Genomic DNA, 19011 nt, shown 5'->3' with positions numbered 1-19011 from the left:
CATGACCGAGACCCTGGAAGAGGGTGCGATCGTCCGCGACCTGCGGGTGGCGCTCGCCGCGAGCCGCAACGACGTCGTCGACGAGATCAACCTGGAGCTGCGACCGGGTGAGGTGGTCGGGCTGGTCGGCGAGTCCGGCTCCGGCAAGACGACGGCCGGCACTGCCCTGCTCGCCTACGCCCGTCCGGGCGCGGTCATCGAGCACGGCTCGGTCATGTTCGAAGGCATCGACGTGCTCGCGATGACCTGGGAGCAGGTCCGGCCGATCCGCGGCATGAAGATCGCCTACGTGCCGCAGGACCCCGGCGCCGCGCTCAACCCGGCCATCCGCATCGGCCGCCAGATCGTCGAGCTGCTGGAGCTGCACGGCATCGGCACGCCCGCCGAGCGGCTGGAACGGGCCCGGGCCGGATTGGTCGAGGTGGGCCTCCCCGACGACGACGAGTTCCTCGCCCGCTACCCGCACCAGCTCTCGGGCGGGCAGGTGCAGCGCGTGGCGCTCGCGATGGCGTTCCTGCCGCGGCCGAAGGTGCTGGTCCTCGACGAGCCGACGACCGGCCTGGACGTCACCACGCAGGGGCTGGTGCTCGAGACGATGGGGCGGCTGTGCCGCAGCCACCAGGTCGCCGCGCTCTACGTCACCCACGACCTCGCCGTCGTCGCCAACATCGCCGACCGGGTCGCGGTGATGTACGCGGGCCGGATCGTCGAGCTCGGCCCGCGCGCGGCGATGTTCACCGCACCCGCGCACCCGTACACGCGCGCGTTGCTCGACGCCATCCCGCACCTGTCCCAGGCCAGGGCGCTGACCGGCATCCCGGGCAACACCCCGGCGCCGGGCCGCCGGCCCTCGGGCTGCCGGTTCCACGACCGCTGCCCCCACGTCGAGGACCGCTGCCGGACGGTCGAGCCGCCCGAGCTGGTGGTCGCTCCCGACCATGTGGCCCGATGTGTGCGAATCGGCGAGATCGGGCCATGGGACATCAACCGGGGCGACGTGGCCGACACCGACCCGGCGAAGCAGCGGGAGATCCTGCTGTCGGTGGCCGACCTGCGCGTCCAGTACGGCCGCAAGGAGGTCGTGCACGGCGTCGACTTCGACGTGGCCAAGGCGGAGGTGGTCGCGCTCGTCGGCGAGTCGGGCAGTGGCAAGACGACGATCTCGCGGTGCGTCGGCGGGCTGCACCGGCAGTGGACCGGCGACATCGTGTTCGACGGCAGCCCGCTGGCCACGGGTTCGCGCGCCCGCAGCGTCGAGGACCGCAAGCGGATCCAGTACATCTTCCAGAACCCGTACCTGTCGCTGAACCCGCGCATGACGATCGCCCAGATCGTGTCGCGGCCGATGGAGCTGTTCGGCATCGCGAAGGGGAAGCAGGCCCGTGACCGGGTCGCCGAGCTGCTGGAAGCGGTCGCGCTGGGCCCGGCGGTGCTCGACCTGCAGACCAACCGGCTCTCCGGCGGCGAGCGGCAGCGCGTCGCGATCGCGCGGGCGCTGGCCGCCGAGCCCGACCTGCTGATCTGCGACGAGATCACCTCGGCGCTGGACGTCTCGGTGCAGGGATCGATCGTCGCGCTGCTCGAGGAGCTCCGGCAGAGCCGCGGGATCAGCATGCTCTTCGTGACCCACAACCTGGCGCTGGTGCGCTCGATCGCGGCCCGGGTGCAGGTGCTCAACGCCGGGGAGCTCGTCGAGTCGGGGTTCGTCGTCGAGGTGCTCGACAGCCCGCGCGAGGAGTACACCCGCCGGCTCATCAGCAACACCCCGGCCATCCGCTGACCAGCGAGGAGGACCGTGAACCGCAAGGTCATCATCACGTGCGCGCTGACCGGGGCCGGTGACACCACCGGCAAGTCGCAGCACGTGCCCGTCACACCGGCGCAGATCGCCGAGTCCGGCATCGCCGCGGCGAAGGCCGGTGCCGCGATCGTCCACGTGCACGTGCGGGATCCCCGCACGGGCGCCGGGACGCGGGACGTGGCGCTCTACCGGGAGGTCGTCGAGCGGCTGCGCGCGAGCGACGTCGACGTGGTGATCAACACGACCGCGGGGATGGGTGGTGACCTCTACCTGGACCCGGACCGGCCGGACGGGTTCGCCGAGGGCACCGACCTCGTGAACGGCATCGAGCGACTGGCGCACGTCGAGGAACTGCTCCCCGACATCTGCACGCTCGACTGCGGCAGCCTGAACTTCGGCGAGGGCAGCCTCGTCTACGTCAGCACCCCGGACATGCTGCGCGCCGGCGCCAAGCGCATCCAGGAGCTCGGGGTGCGCCCCGAGCTGGAGATCTTCGACACGGGGCACCTGTGGTTCGCCAACAAGCTCGTCGAGGAGGGGTTGATCGACCCGCCCGGCATGTACCAGCTCTGCATGGGCATCCCGTACGGCGCTCCCCCGGAGCCGGCTCTGCTGGTCGCGATGGTCGACCGCATCCCCGACGGTGTGGTGTGGGCGTCCTTCGCGATCGGGCGCATGCAGATGCCGTGGGTGGCGCAGTCCATCCTGCTCGGCGGGCACGTGCGGGTCGGCCTGGAGGACAACCTCTACCTGGGTCGCGGCAACGCCGTCACCAACGCCGAGCTCGTCACCAACGCGGTGACGATCATCGAGGCGATGGGGGCGTCGGTGGCCACCCCGGACGAGGCGCGCGAGATCCTCTCGCTGCGACCGCGGGCATGAGCGGGATCCGCATCGCACCGCAGGACGTGCGCACCGTCGCGTGCGTCGGCGCGGGTGTCATCGGCGGCGGCTGGGTGGCGTACTTCCTGGCCAGGGGCCTCCGGGTGCGGGCGTGGGACCCGGCACCGGGCGCGGAGCAGCGGCTGCGGACCCTCGTGGCGGACGCCTGGCCGGCGCTGACCGAACTGGGCCTCGCGGACGGCGCGTCCGTCGACGCGCTGACCGTCACCGCCGAGCTGGCCGACGCGGTCGCCGGCGCCGACCTGGTGCAGGAGAGCGCCCCGGAGGACCTCGACCTGAAGCGGCGGCTGCTCGCCGACATCGACGCCGCCACCCCCGACGACGTCGTTATCGCGTCCTCGACGTCGGGTTACGGCATGTCCGAGATGGCCACCGACGCCGCCGCACCGCACCGCCTCGTGGTCGCGCACCCGTTCAACCCGCCGTACCTGATCCCCCTGGTGGAGGTGGTGGGCGGGGAGAAGACCGCGGCCGAGGTCGTCGCGTGGACGGCCGCGTTCTACCGGCACGTCGGCAAGTCGGTGATCACGATGGACCGCGAGGTGCCCGGGTTCGTCGGCAACCGGCTCCAGGAGGCGCTGTGGCGCGAGGCCCTGCACATGGTCGCCAACGGCGAGGCCACCGTCGAGCAGATCGACGCCGCGATCACCGAGGGACCCGGCCTGCGCTGGGCGTTCCAGGGTCCGATGCTCACGTTCCACCTGGCCGGTGGACCGGGTGGGATGAGCCACATGCTCGACCACTTCGGGCCGTCGCTGAAGTCGCCGTGGACGCGCCTCGCCGCGCCGGAGCTCACCCCGGAGCTGCGCGACGAGGTCGTTGCCGGCTGCCTGGCCGAAGCGGGTACGCGAACCGTCGCCGACCTCGTACGGGAGCGCGACCGCAACCTCGTCGCCCTCCTCCGGTTCTTGGGCAAACTGGAGGACGATGACCGAGACGCCGACTGAGACCGCTGTCCGACTGCCCGACCCGCTCTGGGTGGAGGACGTCCGCCCGGAGTGGATCGACTACAACGGCCACCTGTCCGAGGCCTACTACGTGCTGGTGTTCGGGCACGCCACCGACGCGTTCCTGGCGTGGCTCGGCATGTCGCCCGACCACGTGGCCGCCGTCGGGACGTCGATGTACACGCTGGAGGCGCACGTCCGGTACCTGTACCAGGTGCCGCCCGGCGCGCGGCTGCAGGTGCGCACGTCCGTCCTGCAGGTCACGGCGAAGCTCCTCTGGCTGTGGCACGAGATGTGGTGCGACGGCGAGCTGCGGGCCACGGAAGAGGTGCTGATGGTGCACGTCGACGCGCTGGTGGGGCGCTCCAGCCCGATGCCCGACGCGCTGCGCGAGCGCATCGAGCAGCTGCAGGTGCCCGTCCCCGAGCAGGCCTCCCGCCGGATCACGCTGGGCTGACCGCACCGGCCGGAACGGCCTACACTCCGCCCGTGGCGGCGGCGCCGGCCCGGGTTCGCCTCGCCGAACTCGTGGCAACCATCTCGCTGGGCACGGACCTCGGACTGGGCCAGCCGATGGAGCACGTCATCCGCCAGACGATCATCGCGTTGCGCCTCGCCGCCCTGCTCGACCTGAGCGAGCAGGACCGGACGGTCGTCTACTATTCCGGCCTGCTGGCCTGGGTCGGGTGCCACACCGACGCCTACGAGCAGGCCAAGTGGTTCGGGGACGACATCGCGATGAAGCGCGAGGCGATGCTGGCCGGTGACAGCGCGGCGGACCTGGCCCGGCTGCTGGTGCGCCGGTTGGGCAGCGGCGGCTCCCTCCCGGATCGGGTCCGCACCGCCGTCACGTTCCCGTTGAGCGGGCTGCGCTGGTTCTCCACGCTCCTCGAGAGCCATTGGAAGGCCACCGACCTGCTGGCGAAGCAGCTCGGACTCGGTGAGGACATCCGGCGCAGCCTGGTGGAGAGCTACGAGCGCTGGGACGGCCGCGGCGCCGCCGGGCTCCGGGGCGAGAGCATCCGGCTCACGTCCCGGTTGGTCCACCTCGCCGACGTGGTCGCGGCTTTCGAGCGGCTGGGTGGTGCGGACGCCGCGCTGCGCATGGCGCGGGAGCGGTCCGGCGGGCAGTTCGACCCCGATCTCGTTGCGCTGCTGTGCCGCCACGGTCACGAGGTGCTCGACGGCCTCGACGGCGGCAGCCACTGGGCCCAGGTCCTCGACAGCGAACCCGGCCTGGCCCGGACCGTCGACGAGGCCGAGCTCGACCACGTCCTGGGCGCGATCGGGGACTTCGCCGACCTCAAGTCGCCGTACTTCATCGGGCACGCGCGCACCGTGGCCCACCTGGCGGAGGGAGCCGGCGCCGGGCTCGGCCTCGTCGCCGACGACGTCACCCGGCTCCGCCGCGCCGCACTGGTGCACGACCTGGGCAGACTCGGCGTCTCCAACGGCATCTGGGACAAACGGACGCCGCTGACGCTGGCCGAGACGGAGCGCGTACGCACCCACCCCTATCTCACCGAACGGATGCTGGCGTTCTCCCCGCGGCTGGCCGAGCTCGGCGCGATCGCCGTGCTTCACCACGAACGGCTCGACGGCTCCGGCTACCCGCGCGGCCTGTCCGGGACCGCGATCCCGGCCACCGGCCGGATCCTGGCTGCTGCCGACCGCTACGCGACGGCGACCGAGGAGCGACCGCACCGCCGTGCCGCCGACCCGGCCGCCGCGGCTGCGCAGCTGCGGGTCGACGTGCGCCGCGGCGCACTCGACGGCGACGCCGTCGAGGCGGTCCTCGCCGTGGCGGGCCACCGGACACCTCGACGTCGGGCCTGGCCTGCCGGACTCACCGCCCGGGAGGTCGACGTCCTGCGCCTCCTCGCCCGCGGCCTGACCAACCGCGAGATCGCCGACCGCCTGGTGCTCTCCCCCAAGACGGTGGGCGCCCACGTCGAGCACATCTACACCAAGACCGGGGCGACGAACCGCGCCACGGCCGGGCTGTTCGCCATGCGCCACGGACTCATGTCGGACTTCGAGCCCGCGAACTGAAAACTAGGGCGTTCACCCGATCCGGCGGCCGCGGCGCGCACCTAGCGTCGGTCATCCCCGAGCCAGAGGAGCACGCGATGACCGCCACCACCAGTGAAGCGCCCCGCACCGCAACCGTCCACGCCAACGGCATCGACGTCCACTACCGCGAGGCCGGCTCGCCGACCTCGCCCGACCTCGTCCTGCTCCACGGCGGGCTGGTCAGCACGAACCCCCTGTGGGACGGCACCCCGTTCAGCTACGGCGCTTACCTGGGCACCCTGGGTGAGCGGTTCCACGTCGTCGCCCCGGACGTCCGCGGTTACGGCAGGACCCGGCACGCCGGCGGCGGCAGGGTGTCGATGAGCCTGCTCGCCGACGACGTGGCCGCGCTCGTCGACGCGCTCGGCCTGGACCGGCCGGCCATCGCCGGGTTCAGCAACGGCGGCATGATCGCGACGATCACGGCGATCCGGCACCCCGGCGTCGCGCGGGCGCTGGTCAACGACGCCGGATGCGACATCTTCGACCCCGAGTCGAGATCGTTCCCGATGCTCCGTCAGGTCTTCGGCGGCAGCCCCGACGCCAAGGAGGCGAACCCCGACGCCGTCGAGGCCGCGTTCGGCTCCGACCCGGACATGCGGCAGTTCCTGGAGCTGATCAAGGCCGACCACGACGCGGCCGGCGGGCCCGGCCACTGGCGGACGATGCTGCAGCACTTCTTCGAGGCCGCCCAGCACTGGCCCGGCTACGGCTTCGGCGACTTCGCGCAGATCGACGTGCCGGCACTCGTCCTCGTCGGCGACCGCGACGAGCACTCGCCGGTCGAGGACTGCATCCGGGCCTACCGGCACCTGCCGCACGGCCAGCTCTGCGTCCTGCCGAACACCGGGCACGTCATCACCGCCGCCAAGGTCGCGGCGATGGCCGACTTCCTCACCACCGACGGAGCGGATGCCTGACCGGCGCCGGCTCAGAGCAGCCGGACGACGACCTGCTCGTGGTCGTGGGTGTAGGCCTCGTAGCGGAACGCGAGGTCGTGCTCGGCGACGTACTCCTGCCACGCCCGGGCCTCGTGCTCCTCCCAGCCGGCGTAGTTGAGGAACTCGTCGAACACGATCACGCTGCCGGGGTGCAGCCGCGGCCCGACCAGCCGCAGCACGGTGGCGGCGGAGCTGTACAGGTCGGAGTCGACGTGCAGCAGGTCGACGGGGCCGTCGTGCTCGGCGAGGAACCCGGGCAGGGTGTCGTCGAACCAGCCGACAACCAACTCGGCGCCGGGCACGTCGGGCAGGGCGTTGACGCCGAACGCGCCGGTGTCGAAGCCGGTGCGCCAGTTCTCCGGCAGCCCCTGGAAGGAGTCGAAGCCGTAGACCTCGCCGCCGTTCCGGGACGCCGCGATCATCTTCAGCGTGGTGCCGCTGTAGACCCCGAACTCCAGGGCCATGCCGCCTTGCGGAGCGAGCGACAGCGCGTGGTCGAGCGTCGCGTGCGGGTGCGGGAAGTTGCGCGCCTCCCGCATCTCCCGTTGCACGAACGCCGCCGACGACGCCACCGCGGACCGTTCCGCGGCGGCGATCATGTCGCGGCGGTCGCGGACCTCCTGCGCGTGCAGGGCGTCCAGCACGCGCTGCGTCTGCGACCGCACCTCGTCCCGGAGCTCGTCGATGCGGGTGTGCAGCTCCGCCGCGTGCCGGGCGACAGCCTCGTCGACGACCCGGTAGAGCCCGTCCCGCACGGCATTGCGGGCGGCGCGCAGGTAGCGCGCGGGTCCGATCGGACTCAGAGCTCGCGCGAGGCGCGCAGCCGACCGAGCGCCTCCTCCAGGATCGCCGCGCCGTCGGCGTCGCTGCGCCGCTCCTTCACGTACGCCAGGTGCGTCTTGTACGGCTCGGTGCGCGGCGCCGCGGGCGGGTTCTGCCCGTCACGGCCGGCCGGGAGACCGCAGCGCGGGCAGTCCCACGACTCCGGGATGTCGGCCTCGCTGGCGAACGAGGGCGTGGTGACGTGCCCGTTCGCGCAGTAGTAGGTGATGCGCTCCCGCGGGGCCGTCTCGCCCCGTTCGGACTCGCCCATCGGTCCGGCACCCACCCGGGTGCCGCGGATCGCGTTACCGCCGGCCATGGCCATCTGGAGTCACACCCCGATCTTGACGAGGAGGCCGATGCCGACGATGGCGATGAGCCAGATGGCACCGACGAACAGAGTGAAGCGGTCGAGGTTCTTCTCGACCACGCTCGATCCCGACAGGCTGGACTGCACGCCACCGCCGAACAGGGACGAGAGCCCACCACCGCGGCCACGATGCAGCAGGATCAGCAGCACCAGCAGCACGCTGGTGACGATGAGCACGATCTGCAGGGCGAGTTGCATCCGTTCCTCGACTTTCGCGGACCTTCGCGGGTCTGACGGGTGGTGGGGCATTCGAGGGTACCCGGAGCACGCAGGGTCACGTGCCCCGGGCCACATCTCGAATCGATCACTCGTCCGGATGACCGACGTTCCGGCCGATTCCGGCGAACCGGACCGTCAGGGCAGCGGGCCGCCCGCCGCGATGGCGCACAGCTTCGCGAACTCCGCGCCGTCGAGGCTGGCTCCGCCGACGAGCGCGCCGTCGACGTCGGCCTCGGCCACGATCTCGCCGACGTTGCCCGACTTCACCGAGCCGCCGTAGAGGATCCGCACGGCAGCGGCCACGCTCGCGTCGTACAGCTCGGCCAGGGTGGCCCGCAGCGCGGCGCACGCCTCCTGGGCGTCGGCCGGGCTCGCCACGCGGCCCGTTCCGATGGCCCAGATCGGCTCGTAGGCGACGACCAGGGTGGCGGCCTGTTCCGCGGTCACCTTCGCGAGATCGGCCCGCAGCTGCCCGGTGATGTGCGCGATGTGCCCTCCGGCTTCCCGGATCTCCAGGCCCTCCCCCACGCACAGGATCGGCGTGATCCCGTTCTTCAGCGCCGCCAGCACCTTGCGGTTGACGAGCGCGTCGGACTCCTCGTGGTACTCGCGGCGCTCCGAGTGCCCGACGACGACGTAGCGGCAGCCGAGCTTCGCGAGCATCGGGCCGGACACGTCACCGGTGTAGGCGCCGGAGTCGTACGGGGAGATGTCCTGCGCACCGTGGACCATCAGCAGCTCGTCGCCGTCGATCATGGTCTGGATGCTGCGGATGTGCGTGAACGGCGGCAGCACCGCCACGTCCACCTTGCTGTAGTACTTCTCCGGCAGCGCCATCGCCAGCTTCTGCACCAGGTGGATGCCCTCGAGGTGCGTGAGGTTCATCTTCCAGTTGCCGGCGATGAGCGGCTTGCGCGGCTCGGCCTGCGCGGAACCCGGTGTCGCCTCGGTCATGGCCCCTCCAACACGGCGATGCCGGGGAGGTGCTTGCCCTCCAGGTACTCCAGCGACGCACCGCCGCCGGTCGAGATGTGCGAGAACCCGTCCTCGGCCAAGCCCAGTGCGCGCACGGCCGCCGCGGAGTCGCCCCCGCCGACCACGGAGTACCCGGAGCCGGCGATGATCGCCTCGGCGATCCCGCGGGTGCCCTCCGCGAACGGGGCCATCTCGAACACGCCCATCGGCCCGTTCCAGAACACCGTCTTCGCCGTGCCCAGGACGTCGGCGAACGCCGCCACCGACGCCGGACCAATGTCCAGGCCCATCCAGCCGGCCGGGATCTCGTCGGCCGGGACCGTGTCGGTGCGGGCGTCGGCGGCGAACGCGTCGGCCACCACCACGTCGGTCGGCAGCACGATCTTGCCGGTCTCCAGCAGCGCCCGGCAGGTGTCGATGCGGTCGGCCTCCAGCAGCGACGAGCCGACGCCGAGGCCCTGCGCGGCGAGGAAGGTGAAGCACATCCCGCCGCCGACCAGCAGCGCGTCCACCTTCGGCAGCAACGCCTCGATGACCGCCAGCTTGTCGGAGACCTTCGACCCGCCCAGCACCACGGCGTACGGGCGGTCCGGGGTGGTGGTGAGCCGGCGCAGCACCTCGACCTCGGCCAGCACCAGCCCGCCGGCGTAGGCGGGCAGGTCGAGCGCGATGTCGTAGACAGAGGCCTGCTTGCGGTGCACCACGCCGAAGCCGTCGGAGACGAACGCGCCCTCGGGCGCCATCGCCGACAGCTCGCGGGCGAGCTCGGCCCGTTCGTCGTCGTTCTTGCTGGTCTCGCGCGCGTCGAAGCGCACGTTCTCCAGCATCGCGACCCCGCCGTCGGCGATCTCGGACCGCTCGGCCGGCGTGGCGAACAGCGCCACCTCCGTGCCGAGCAGCTCCCCCAGCCGGGTTGCGGCCGGGGCGAGGGAGAACTCCGCCGACGGGCCGCCCTTCGGCCGGCCCAGGTGCGCCATGACGACGACCTTCGCGCCCGCCTCGGACAGCGCCTTGATCGTGGGCACCGACGCGCGGATGCGCCCGTCGTCGGTGATCACGCCGTCCTTCAGCGGGACGTTGAGGTCGGAGCGCACCAGCACGGTGCGCCCTGCGACGCCCTCGTTGATCAGGTCCTGATGGGTCTTCACAGCTTCGAAGCCACGAGCCCGACGATGTCGACGAGGCGGTTCGAGTAGCCCCACTCGTTGTCGTACCAGCCGAACACCTTCACCTGGTTGCCGATGACCTTGGTCAGGGGCGAGTCGAAGATGCACGACGCCGGGTCGGTGACGATGTCGGACGAGACCAGCGGCGCGGTCGAGTAGGTCAGCACGCCCTTGAGCGGGCCGTCCTCGGACGCCGCCTTGTAGGCCGCGTTGATCTCCTCGGCGGAGACCTCGCGGCGCAGCTGGACGGTCAGGTCGGTGATCGACCCGGTCGGCACCGGCACCCGCAGCGAGTAGCCGTCGAGCTTGCCCTTGAGGTGCGGCAGCACCAGCCCGATGGCCTTCGCGGCACCGGTCGTGGTGGGCACGATGTTGAGCGCGGCGGCCCGGGCCCGGCGCGGGTCCTTGTGCGGGCCGTCCTGCAGGTTCTGGTCCTGCGTGTACGCGTGGATCGTGGTCATCATGCCCTGCTCGATGCCGGCCAGGTCGTCGAGGACCTTCGCCAGCGGAGCGGCGCAGTTCGTGGTGCAGGACGCGTTGGAGATGATGTCCTGCGAGCCGTCGTAGTCGCCGTCGTTGACGCCCTTGACGATGGTGATGTCCTCGCCCGTGGCCGGGGCGGAGATCACGACCTTCTTCGCGCCCGCCTCCAGGTGCTTGGCGGCGGCGTCGCGCTTGGTGAAGATGCCGGTCGACTCGACGACCACGTCGACGCCCAGGTCCTTCCAGGGCAGCTCGGCGGGGTCGCGTACCGCGAGGCCCTTGAAGCCCTTGCCGTCGACGACGATCTCGTCGTCGGTCGAGGTGACCTCGTAGGGCAGCCGGCCCAGGATGGAGTCGTACTTCAGCAGGTTGGCGAGCGTCGCGTTGTCCGTGATGTCGTTGACCGCGACGATCTCGATGTCGACGCCGGCGGCCTTCTGCGCATCCAGCGCCCGCCAGAAGTTGCGGCCGATCCGTCCGAACCCGTTCACGCCTACGCGCACTGTCACGCTCGTGCCTCCTCGATCGCCGTATGCCGGTCACACCCGTCGGTGCGCGGCTTCCGCACACGACCCTAGCGTTGCCGGCCGCTGCGCTGGAGGGCAGGGTCTGTATCGATCAACATGCGACGCGTCACGTCGATCGCCACGTCACACGGGGCGTGCGGTGCGGGAGGTGGGTCAGGCCTCTTCGAGCATCTCCGCGGTGACGGCCGACTCCGTGTCGGGGATGCCCAGATCGGCGGCGCGCTTGTCGGCCATGTGGAGCAGGCGGCGGATCCGGCCGGCCACCGCGTCCTTCGTCATGGGCGGGTCGGCGAGCTGGCCCAGCTCCTCCAGGGACGCCTGGGTGTGCTCGGCGCGCAGCTTCCCGGCCTGCATGAGGTGCTGCGGCACGTCGTCGCCGAGGATCTCCAGCGCCCGCGCCACCCGCGCGGCCGCGGCGACCGCAGCGCGCGCGGAGCGGCGCAGGTTGGCGTCGTCGAAGTTGGCGAGCCGGTTCGCCGTGGCCCGCACCTCGCGGCGCATCCGCCGCTCCTCCCACGCCAGCACGCACTCGTGCGCGCCCATGCGGGTGAGCAGCGCGCTGATCGCGTCGCCGTCGCGCACCACCACGCGGTCCGCTCCCCGCACCTCGCGTGCCTTCGCCGTGACCCCGAGCCGGCGCGCCGCTCCCACGAGCGCCAACGCCGCCTCCGGACCCGGGCAGGTGATCTCCAGTGCCGAGCTGCGGCCCGGCTCCGTCAGCGAGCCGTGCGCCAGGAACGCCCCCCGCCAGGCCGCCTCCGCGTCGCACACCCCGCCCGAGACGACAGGCGGCGGCAGGCCCCGCACGGGGCGCCCGCGGGCGTCGAGCAGGCCCGTCTGGCGGGCGAGCCCCTCGCCGTCGCGCACCACCCGCATCACGTAGCGGGCACCGCGGCGCAGCCCGCCGGCCGTGATGACGTGCGCCTCGCACGTGTGGCCGTAGAGCTCGTGGATGTCGCGCCGCAGCCGGCGCGCGACCGAACCGGTGTCGACCTCGGCCTCGATGACGACCCGGCCTCCGACGATGTGCAGGCCGCCCGCGAAGCGCAGCAGTGCGGCGACCTCGGCGCGCCGGCAGCACGGTTTCGTGACGACGAGCCGCGAGAGCTCGTCCTTGACCGCTGCGGTCATCGCCATGGGTGGAACCTCCGGACAGGGGTGGGACAAGGGAGCGGGGCCAGCACGCTACGCCCTCCCGTGGGAATGCCGGGAGCTGGACGTGGCCGCTGATGCAGGTGCCGGGCCGGACAGCACCTCGGCCAGAGCCGCCGCCAACGCGGCCGGCTCGTGACGCGGGATGTGTCCGGGGGCGGCGACCGGGGCGAGGTGCACCCGGCCGCCCGGGGTGAGCATCGACGCGGCCGCCTCGTGCAACCGGTCGGGGACGGGCACGGCGTCGACGTCGGCGATGACGGCCTCGACGCGCAGGGCGGGCTCGTGCTCGGCGAGCACCGCCAGGTGTCGTTCAGGGGAGAACCCGGCGGTCTCACCGGGTTCGGGGGCCAGGTTGAGCACGAGGACGCGGCGCGCGGACGTCTCCAGCAGGGCGTCGCGCAGGCCGGGGACCAGCAGGTGCGGCAGCACGCTGGTGAACCACGAGCCGGGGCCGAGCAGGACGACGTCGGCCGCGCGGACCGCGGCGACGGCCTCCGGACAGGCCGTGGGCCGGTCGGGACGCAGCCGCACCCGCTGCGGGCGCCCCGGGGTGGACGCCACCGCGACCTGCCCGCGGATGCGGTGCACCTGCGCCGGGTCGGCACCCAGGCCGACGACGTCGGCCTCGATGTCGAGCGGGTCGCAGCTCATCGGCAGCACCCGGCCGGACAGCCGCAGCAGCCCGGCGACCTCGTCCAGCGCCGCCACCGGGTCGCCGAGCGTCTCCATCAACCCGGCGAGCAGCAGGTTGCCGACCGCGTGCCCGGCGAGCGCGCCGATGCCGCCGAACCGGTGCTGCACGACGTCGGCCCAGCGCTGCCCGGACGCGTCGTCGGCGGCCAGCGCGGCCAGCGCCATCCGCAGGTCACCGGGGGGCAGCAGGCCCAGCTCGCGGCGCAGCCGGCCCGACGAGCCGCCGTCGTCGGCGACGGTGACCACCGCCGTGACGGCGTCGGACACCGCGCCCTGCGCGGCCAGCCGGCGGAGGGCTAGGAGGGTGGCGTGGAGTCCGTGGCCGCCCCCCAGCGCCACCGCCCGTGGGAGATCGGTCATTCGCGCCCCAGGTCGCGGTGCGCGACGCTCACGGTGAGCCCCTGGTCGGAGGCCTTCAGCCGGCGCGCGATCTCCTCGCTGATGGCGACGCTGCGGTGCTTGCCGCCGGTGCACCCGACGGAGACGGTGAGGTAGCGCTTGCCCTCGCGCCGGTACCCGGCCGCGACGATGCCGAGCAGTTCCAGGTAGCGGGTGATGAACTCCTCGGCGCCGTCCTGGCTGAGCACGTAGTCACGGACGGTGTCGTCGCGGCCGGTGAACTCGCGCAGCTCCGGGATCCAGAACGGGTTCGGCAGGAACCGCACGTCGACGACCAGGTCGGAGTCCATCGGCAGGCCGTACTTGTAGCCGAACGACACCAGCGTGACCTTCGTGTGGTGCACGGTCTCGCCGCCGAACGCCCGCTCCAGGGTGGCGCGCAGCGCCGGCACCGTGGTGGTGGAGGTGTCGATGACGAGGTCGGCGTCCTCGCGCAGCGGGCGCAGCAGCTCCCGCTCGGCGGCGATCCCGTCGGCCAGTCGGCCGTCGCCCTGCAGCGGATGGCTGCGCCGCACCTGCTCGAACCGGCGCACCAGCACGGCGTCGGTGGCCTCGAGGAACAGCAGCCGCGGACGGTAGCCGCGGGCGTCCAGGTCCTTGATCACGGTACCGAGATCGGCGGTGAACGCGCGGCTGCGCACGTCCATCACGACGGCGATGCGGGTGATCTCGCCACGGGCCTTTGCGCCCAGCTCCATCATCGTGGCGATCAGCTCGGGCGGCAGGTTGTCGACCACGAACCAGCCGAGGTCCTCCAGCACCTTCGCCGCGGTGCTGCGTCCGGCCCCGGACAGGCCGCTGACCAGCGCGACCTCGATGCCCACCGGCGCCTCCGGCGACAGCTCCTCCGTCATGACCCACCCCCGTCGGGCTCCTGCGGCGCGAGTGCCGCGAGCACCGCCTCCGCGGTGCGCTTCCCGAAGCCGGGGAGCGCGGCGATCTCCGCCGCGTCCGCGTTGCGGAGCTTGCGGACCGACCCGAAGTGCTTGAGCAGGGCCGCCTTGCGCGCCGGCCCCAGGCCCGGCACCCCGTCCAGTGCGGAGACCGTCATGTTCTTCGACCGCCGCTGCCGGTGATAGGTGATGGCGAACCGGTGGGCCTCGTCGCGCACCCGCTGCAGCAGGTAGAGGCCCTCGCTGGTGCGGGACAGGATGACCGGGTCGGGGTCACCGGGCAGCCACACCTCCTCCAGCCGCTTCGCCAGTCCGCAGAGCGCCACGTCGGTGATGCCCAGCTCGGCGAGCACATCGGCGGCCGCCTCGACCTGCGGCTGGCCGCCGTCGACGACCAGCAGGTTCGGCGGGTAGGCGAACTTGCGCGGACGGCCGGTCTCGGGATCGATGCCGGGGCGGCCGATCGGCTCGGCGGCATCGGGGTGGGCAGCGGTAGTGGAGGCGTCGCCCTGATCTCCGGCCCCGTTACCGGCGTCACCTGCCGTCTCGGACAGGTAGCGGCGGAACCGGCGCCGCACCACCTCCGCGATCGACGCGACGTCGCCGCCCTGGGCGCCGTCGCGGATCTCGAACCGGCGGTACTCCGACTTGCGCGCGATGCCGTCCTCGAAGACGACGAGCGACGCGACGACGTTGGTGCCCTGCACATGCGACACGTCGATGCACTCGATGCGTAGGGGCGCCGAGTCGAGCCCGAGGCCGTCCTGCAGCTCCTGCAGCGCGGCCGAGCGCGCCGTCAGGTCGCCGGCCCTGCGCAGCTTGTGCTGGGTGAACGCCTCCCCCGCGTTGCGCGCGACGGTCTCGGCGAGCGCCCGCTTGTCACCGCGCTGCGCCACCCGCACCTGCACCCGGGAGCCGCGCAGGCCGGACAGCCACTCGGTGATCGAGGCGATCTCCGCGGGCAGCGTCGGCACCAGGATCTCGCGCGGCACCGGCTGGGTGGCGTCGTCGGCGGCGCCGGCCAGTGCCGCCTGCTCGCCGTAGAACTGGGTGAGGAACCGCTCCACCAGCTGCTCGGTGGAGGTCGGCTCGACCTTCTCCACCACCCAGCCGCGCTGCCCGCGCACGCGCCCGCCGCGCACGTGGAAGACCTGGACGGCGGCCTCCAGCTCGTCCTCGGCGAACGCCACGACGTCGGCGTCGGTGCCGTCGCCGAGCACGACGGCCTGCTTCTCCATGGCGCGGCGCAGCGCGCCGATGTCGTCGCGCAGGCGGGCGGCCTTCTCGAACTCCAGCTCCTGCGCCGCCGCTGCCATCCGCTTCTCCAGCTGGCGGACGAGGTGGTCGGTGCGCCCGGCGAGGAAGTCGCAGAAGTCCTCGACGATCTCGCGGTGCTCCTCCGCGTCGACGCGGCCGACGCAGGGGGCGGAGCACTTGTCGATGTAGCCGAGCAGGCACGGCCGACCCATCTGCCCGTGGCGGCGGAACACCCCGCCCGAGCAGGTGCGCGCGGGGAACACCCGGAGCAGGGTGTCGAGCGTCTCCCGGATCGCCCACGCGTGCGCGTACGGGCCGAAGTAGCGGGCGCCCTTCTTGCGCGGCCCCCGGTACACCGACAGCCGCGGGAACTCCTCGCCCATCGTGACCTGCAGGACCGGGTAGGTCTTGTCGTCGCGGTAGCGGACGTTGAACCGCGGATCGAACTCCTTGATCCAGTTGTACTCGAGCTGCAGCGCCTCGACCTCGGTGGACACCACCGTCCACTGCACCGAGCTGGCCGTGGTGACCATCTGCTGGGTGCGCGGGTGCAGGCCGGCCAGATCGGCGAAGTAGGAGTTCAGCCGTTGCCGCAGGCTCTTGGCCTTGCCGACGTAGATGACGCGCCCGTGCGCGTCGGAGAAGCGGTACACACCGGGCTCGTCCGGGATGGATCCCGGTGCCGGGCGGTACCGCGCCGGATCGCCCGGTGAGGTTCGTGATGAGACGGGGTCGGCCATGGCTCCCCAAGGGTAGGACCGACCTCCGACACGGCGTGGCGCCCCGGCGTGTCGGCGTTGGGCCGTTCTGGTGTAAGGCGCGTCCCGAAGGTGTCGGGTCGGTCGGTTCGGCGCGTCGCGGACCCGGTTCGGTCGGCTCCGCGTGATAGACCTTGGGTGCGAACAGGCGTTCGAACGCGTTCGAACGTGGTCCCGAGGAAGGGGTGTCGGTGCACGGCAAGCCGGAGAAGCTCGAGATCATCCGCAAGCTGCTCGCGAAGGCCGAACGGGCCGCCACCGCGGAGGAGAGCGAGACCTACACGGCGAAGGCCGTCGAGCTGATGGCCCGCCACGGCATCGACGAGGCGCTGCTCGCCGCTGCCGAGCCCGGCCGGGACGTCCCCGGTGGCACCACCATCGCGATGGCCGACCCGTACAGCGCCGGCAAGGCACGCCTCCTGGCCTGGACGGCGTCGGCGCTGCGGTGCCGGTCGGTGCTGCACGCGCGGCCCGGGGGCCGCGTCGCCGCCGTCACGGTGTTCGGGTTCGCCGCCGACCGGGAACGCGTGGAGCTGCTGTTCACCTCGCTGCTGCTGCAGGCGACCACGCAGGTCGCGCGGCAGCGGCCGGCCTGGTCGGACGAGTCGGTGGCCGCCTACCGCCGCTCCTGGCTCCACGGCTTCGCGGCGGAGGTGCACCGCCGGCTGCTGGCCGCCGAGCAGCGCGGCGCCGAGGAGCGGCGTGACGTGCCGCTGGGCACGCCCAGCACCGCGCTCGTGCTCGCCGACCGCGACGATCAGGTCGACCGGGCGTTCGCCGCCGCCTACCCGCAGATCCCGGTGGCGCGCGCCGCCTCGCTCTCCGGCAGCGGGCTGCGCGCCGGGATGTCGGCCGGCCGGCGCGCCGACCTGGGCCGCCGGGCGGTCACCGCCCGGGTCTGATCTCTTCGGTGGAATCTGCGCAGCCGTCGCCGTCACCCTCCGTCGACGGATCCGACGGTTCTCCCGCCGGTCGAGGGAGGCCGCCTGCTGCAGGTTCACCCGCTCGGCGCCCGTTCTGCCGCGCGCGGTAGCCGCGGTGCCGATCCGCGGGCGCGTGTTGATCATGGGCAAAACGTCGTAGTTCGATCTTGCAGAGCGACGTTTTGCCCATGATCAACGCGATTCAGTCGGCGCCGCGGATTCGGCCGAGGAAGTCTGATCACCACCGCCGCCCGCGGTCACGCGGGATCGACGGCCGCCAGCACGGCCAGCCGCCGGCCACCCGGACCGAGTGCGGCGATCCCGAGATCGTGGAAGGTGTCGTCCTTCGCCACCCGGAACCGGTACCAGTCGCACTCCGACGCCCGCCGCTCGATGTCGCCGATCCGGGCGTGCTCGCCGGCCCCGCAGAGCGCGCCCAGCGACCGCCACGCCGCCAAGCGGCCGTAGGCGCCGTACTCCCCCAGGTTGCGCGCACCGCCCAGCGACGCCGCCGCGAACAGCAGCCGCCACACCGCCCGGACGGGCAGCGGGGCGCCCTCGACCACGCCCGGCTGGTCCAGGCCCAACGCGCCCACCACGTTCGGCACTGCTGCGACGGGCAGCGGTTCCACGATCTCGACGAGCCGGGTCTCGACGGTGCCGTCCGTCCAGGTCGCGACGGCCGCGTCGGTGCCGTGCGGTGCCGGCCCGGTCATGAACGGCGGCACGTGCGCGACGTCGTCGGCAGGGATCACAGCGATGGGCTGCAGGGTGTCGGGGCGCCGCGTCCAGTCCAGGCCGTAGCGCGGCAGCGGCGGGTCCTCCTCCAGCTCGGTGCGCACGCCGGGCAGCACCGACAGCGGGTGGCCGATCGGCATCGGCGCCGGGTCCGGCACCCCGCGCAGCACCAGCTCCTGCACCAGGCAGGCCCGCAGCGCGGCGGGTACGTCCGCGGCCAGCGCCGGCGCCAGATCGGGCAGGTCCTGCCCGGCCGCCAGCACCGACGCGACGTAGCGCGACGCGATCCCGGCACCCGTGGCCAGGCGCAACACCTGGGGCACGTGCCCCGGCCAGGGCAGCAGCGCCAACCGGCGCAGCAGCCCGTCCACGGCGGCGCGCACGTGCGGCACCGGCCGGCTGCCGTAGGTCCGGCGCAGCGCGATGCCGACGTCGGCGAGCACGTGTGCGCCCCCGCCGGCGAGCCGGGCGTCCATGGCGTCCCAGAACCCGTCGAGGCGCGCGAGTCGCGGCACGCCCGTCACCAGCTCGTCGATCTCCGCGGGCGTCATCCGTGGTCCTGCCAGCGGTCCAGCAGCCACTCGTGGATCTGCGTCTCGGTCATCTCGGGGCGCTCCTCGGTCATCGCCCCGACCAGGCGCGTCGCCTCGTCCCGGTCGAGCCCGAGCTCGGCCGCGCGGTCCAGGTAGCGCTGCCACGACGCCGACGGGCGGCCGCCGCCGGCACCCCGTCCGGGCAGCCCGGCGCGCCACTGCTCGATCTCCGCGACCCGGTGCGCCGCCCAGCCGGGTGCGCCGTCGATCTCCACGTCCGGCTCGGGGAAGGGGTGGCTCGAGCCGGGCGGGTACCGGGCACGCCACTTGTGCACGGCGTGCCGCGTCACGCCCAGCGCCTCGCCGAGGCCGCTGGAGCCCAGATAGTGCTGGATCGTGCCTCCCGGGGAACCGAAACCGGTGCCCGATCGTACG

At 72.8% G+C, this 19011-nt stretch carries 19 protein-coding genes; 7 read left to right on the top strand and 12 right to left on the bottom strand.

The genetic code is table 11. The annotated features are described in order from the left end of the window. Position 1 precedes the first annotated feature (1 nt). From ACQEVB_RS27170 to ACQEVB_RS27145, 6 genes are all read left to right on the top strand, one after another. Positions 2-1780: an ABC transporter ATP-binding protein gene (locus ACQEVB_RS27170; protein ID WP_432976888.1), complete on the top strand. Its 1779-nt coding sequence runs from the start codon at positions 2-4 to the stop codon at positions 1778-1780. A gap of 15 nt (positions 1781-1795) precedes the next feature. Next, entirely contained in the window at positions 1796-2683 is an 888-nt protein-coding gene (locus ACQEVB_RS27165) for a 3-keto-5-aminohexanoate cleavage protein (RefSeq protein WP_432976885.1), read from the top strand. Beyond that, entirely contained in the window at positions 2680-3651 is a 972-nt protein-coding gene (locus ACQEVB_RS27160) for a 3-hydroxyacyl-CoA dehydrogenase NAD-binding domain-containing protein (RefSeq protein WP_432976882.1), read from the top strand. Before ACQEVB_RS27165 ends, ACQEVB_RS27160 begins: the two co-directional genes overlap by 4 nt. Beyond that, positions 3632-4108 (top strand): thioesterase family protein, encoded by a 477-nt coding sequence (locus ACQEVB_RS27155; protein WP_432976879.1) that lies wholly within the window; start codon positions 3632-3634, stop codon positions 4106-4108. Before ACQEVB_RS27160 ends, ACQEVB_RS27155 begins: the two co-directional genes overlap by 20 nt. Positions 4109-4140: 32 nt before the next feature. Further along, positions 4141-5703 (top strand): HD domain-containing phosphohydrolase, encoded by a 1563-nt coding sequence (locus tag ACQEVB_RS27150; RefSeq protein WP_432976875.1) that lies wholly within the window; start codon positions 4141-4143, stop codon positions 5701-5703. A 77-nt stretch (positions 5704-5780) separates the two neighbouring features. After that, positions 5781-6644, top strand: a complete 864-nt coding sequence (locus tag ACQEVB_RS27145) for an alpha/beta fold hydrolase (protein WP_432976872.1) — start codon at positions 5781-5783, stop codon at positions 6642-6644. A gap of 11 nt (positions 6645-6655) precedes the next feature. On the opposite strand, the gene ACQEVB_RS27140 is transcribed toward ACQEVB_RS27145, so the two are convergent. The 10 genes from ACQEVB_RS27140 to uvrC form a co-directional block, all read right to left on the bottom strand. Next, positions 6656-7420: a class I SAM-dependent methyltransferase gene (locus ACQEVB_RS27140; protein WP_432976870.1), complete on the bottom strand. Its 765-nt coding sequence runs from the start codon at positions 7418-7420 to the stop codon at positions 6656-6658. A 44-nt stretch (positions 7421-7464) separates the two neighbouring features. Next, positions 7465-7806 carry an RNA polymerase-binding protein RbpA gene (locus tag ACQEVB_RS27135; protein ID WP_432980608.1) on the bottom strand — a complete coding sequence of 114 codons (342 nt, stop codon included), beginning with the start codon at positions 7804-7806 and terminating at the stop codon, positions 7465-7467. Between the two features lie 12 nt (positions 7807-7818). Beyond that, positions 7819-8055, bottom strand: a complete 237-nt coding sequence (gene secG, locus ACQEVB_RS27130; RefSeq protein WP_432976867.1) for a preprotein translocase subunit SecG — start codon at positions 8053-8055, stop codon at positions 7819-7821. Positions 8056-8211: 156 nt separating this feature from the next. Further along, positions 8212-9030 (bottom strand): triose-phosphate isomerase, encoded by an 819-nt coding sequence (tpiA, locus tag ACQEVB_RS27125; protein ID WP_432976864.1) that lies wholly within the window; start codon positions 9028-9030, stop codon positions 8212-8214. Beyond that, the gene (locus tag ACQEVB_RS27120; RefSeq protein WP_432976861.1) at positions 9027-10199 is read right to left on the bottom strand and encodes a phosphoglycerate kinase; all 1173 of its coding nucleotides are present in this window, start codon (positions 10197-10199) and stop codon (positions 9027-9029) included. The genes tpiA and ACQEVB_RS27120 overlap by 4 nt, the downstream gene beginning before the upstream one ends. Beyond that, the gene (gene gap / locus ACQEVB_RS27115) at positions 10196-11209 is read right to left on the bottom strand and encodes a type I glyceraldehyde-3-phosphate dehydrogenase (RefSeq protein ID WP_432976858.1); all 1014 of its coding nucleotides are present in this window, start codon (positions 11207-11209) and stop codon (positions 10196-10198) included. The genes ACQEVB_RS27120 and gap overlap by 4 nt, the downstream gene beginning before the upstream one ends. Before the next feature lie 171 nt (positions 11210-11380). After that, complete coding sequence (gene whiA, locus ACQEVB_RS27110) at positions 11381-12364, bottom strand: DNA-binding protein WhiA (RefSeq protein ID WP_432976855.1); 984 nt, start codon at positions 12362-12364, stop codon at positions 11381-11383. A 48-nt stretch (positions 12365-12412) separates the two neighbouring features. After that, on the bottom strand, positions 12413-13435 hold the full coding sequence (locus tag ACQEVB_RS27105) for a gluconeogenesis factor YvcK family protein (protein ID WP_432976852.1): 1023 nt from the start codon (positions 13433-13435) through the stop codon (positions 12413-12415). Continuing rightward, entirely contained in the window at positions 13432-14328 is an 897-nt protein-coding gene (gene rapZ / locus ACQEVB_RS27100; RefSeq protein ID WP_432976849.1) for an RNase adapter RapZ, read from the bottom strand. Before rapZ ends, ACQEVB_RS27105 begins: the two co-directional genes overlap by 4 nt. Further along, entirely contained in the window at positions 14325-16364 is a 2040-nt protein-coding gene (uvrC, locus tag ACQEVB_RS27095) for an excinuclease ABC subunit UvrC (RefSeq protein WP_432976846.1), read from the bottom strand. Before uvrC ends, rapZ begins: the two co-directional genes overlap by 4 nt. A gap of 209 nt (positions 16365-16573) precedes the next feature. On the opposite strand from uvrC, the gene ACQEVB_RS27090 reads away from it, so the two are divergent. Then, positions 16574-17284, top strand: a complete 711-nt coding sequence (locus tag ACQEVB_RS27090) for a DUF2786 domain-containing protein (protein ID WP_432976843.1) — start codon at positions 16574-16576, stop codon at positions 17282-17284. A 278-nt stretch (positions 17285-17562) separates the two neighbouring features. Here the strand turns inward: ACQEVB_RS27090 and ACQEVB_RS27085 are convergent, their stop codons facing one another. Both ACQEVB_RS27085 and ACQEVB_RS27080 read right to left on the bottom strand, forming a co-directional pair. Beyond that, the gene (locus ACQEVB_RS27085; protein WP_432976840.1) at positions 17563-18594 is read right to left on the bottom strand and encodes a DUF6183 family protein; all 1032 of its coding nucleotides are present in this window, start codon (positions 18592-18594) and stop codon (positions 17563-17565) included. Further along, positions 18591-18926, bottom strand: a complete 336-nt coding sequence (locus tag ACQEVB_RS27080) for a hypothetical protein (RefSeq protein ID WP_432976837.1) — start codon at positions 18924-18926, stop codon at positions 18591-18593. Before ACQEVB_RS27080 ends, ACQEVB_RS27085 begins: the two co-directional genes overlap by 4 nt. Between the last annotated feature and the right edge of the window lie 85 nt (positions 18927-19011).

Origin of the sequence: Pseudonocardia sp. CA-107938 (genome assembly GCF_050936315.1) — a bacterium.
Lineage (GTDB): Bacteria > Actinomycetota > Actinomycetes > Mycobacteriales > Pseudonocardiaceae > Pseudonocardia.
This window is presented reverse-complemented; position numbering and strand designations above follow the sequence as displayed.

Bases quoted from the DNA above. Each gene is read 5' to 3' on its own strand.
- ACQEVB_RS27145 (WP_432976872.1), top strand. From the start codon at position 5,781: ATGACCGCCACCACCAGTGAAGCGCCCCGCACCGCAACCGTCCACGCC.
- secG (WP_432976867.1), bottom strand. From the start codon at position 8,055: ATGCAACTCGCCCTGCAGATCGTGCTCATCGTCACCAGCGTGCTGCTG.
- tpiA (WP_432976864.1), bottom strand. From the start codon at position 9,030: ATGACCGAGGCGACACCGGGTTCCGCGCAGGCCGAGCCGCGCAAGCCG.
- ACQEVB_RS27155 (WP_432976879.1), top strand. From the start codon at position 3,632: ATGACCGAGACGCCGACTGAGACCGCTGTCCGACTGCCCGACCCGCTC.
- ACQEVB_RS27105 (WP_432976852.1), bottom strand. From the start codon at position 13,435: ATGACCGATCTCCCACGGGCGGTGGCGCTGGGGGGCGGCCACGGACTC.
- uvrC (WP_432976846.1), bottom strand. From the start codon at position 16,364: ATGGCCGACCCCGTCTCATCACGAACCTCACCGGGCGATCCGGCGCGG.
- ACQEVB_RS27135 (WP_432980608.1), bottom strand. From the start codon at position 7,806: ATGGCCGGCGGTAACGCGATCCGCGGCACCCGGGTGGGTGCCGGACCG.
- ACQEVB_RS27085 (WP_432976840.1), bottom strand. From the start codon at position 18,594: ATGACGCCCGCGGAGATCGACGAGCTGGTGACGGGCGTGCCGCGACTC.
- rapZ (WP_432976849.1), bottom strand. From the start codon at position 14,328: ATGACGGAGGAGCTGTCGCCGGAGGCGCCGGTGGGCATCGAGGTCGCG.
- ACQEVB_RS27170 (WP_432976888.1), top strand. From the start codon at position 2: ATGACCGAGACCCTGGAAGAGGGTGCGATCGTCCGCGACCTGCGGGTG.
- ACQEVB_RS27160 (WP_432976882.1), top strand. From the start codon at position 2,680: ATGAGCGGGATCCGCATCGCACCGCAGGACGTGCGCACCGTCGCGTGC.
- whiA (WP_432976855.1), bottom strand. From the start codon at position 12,364: ATGGCGATGACCGCAGCGGTCAAGGACGAGCTCTCGCGGCTCGTCGTC.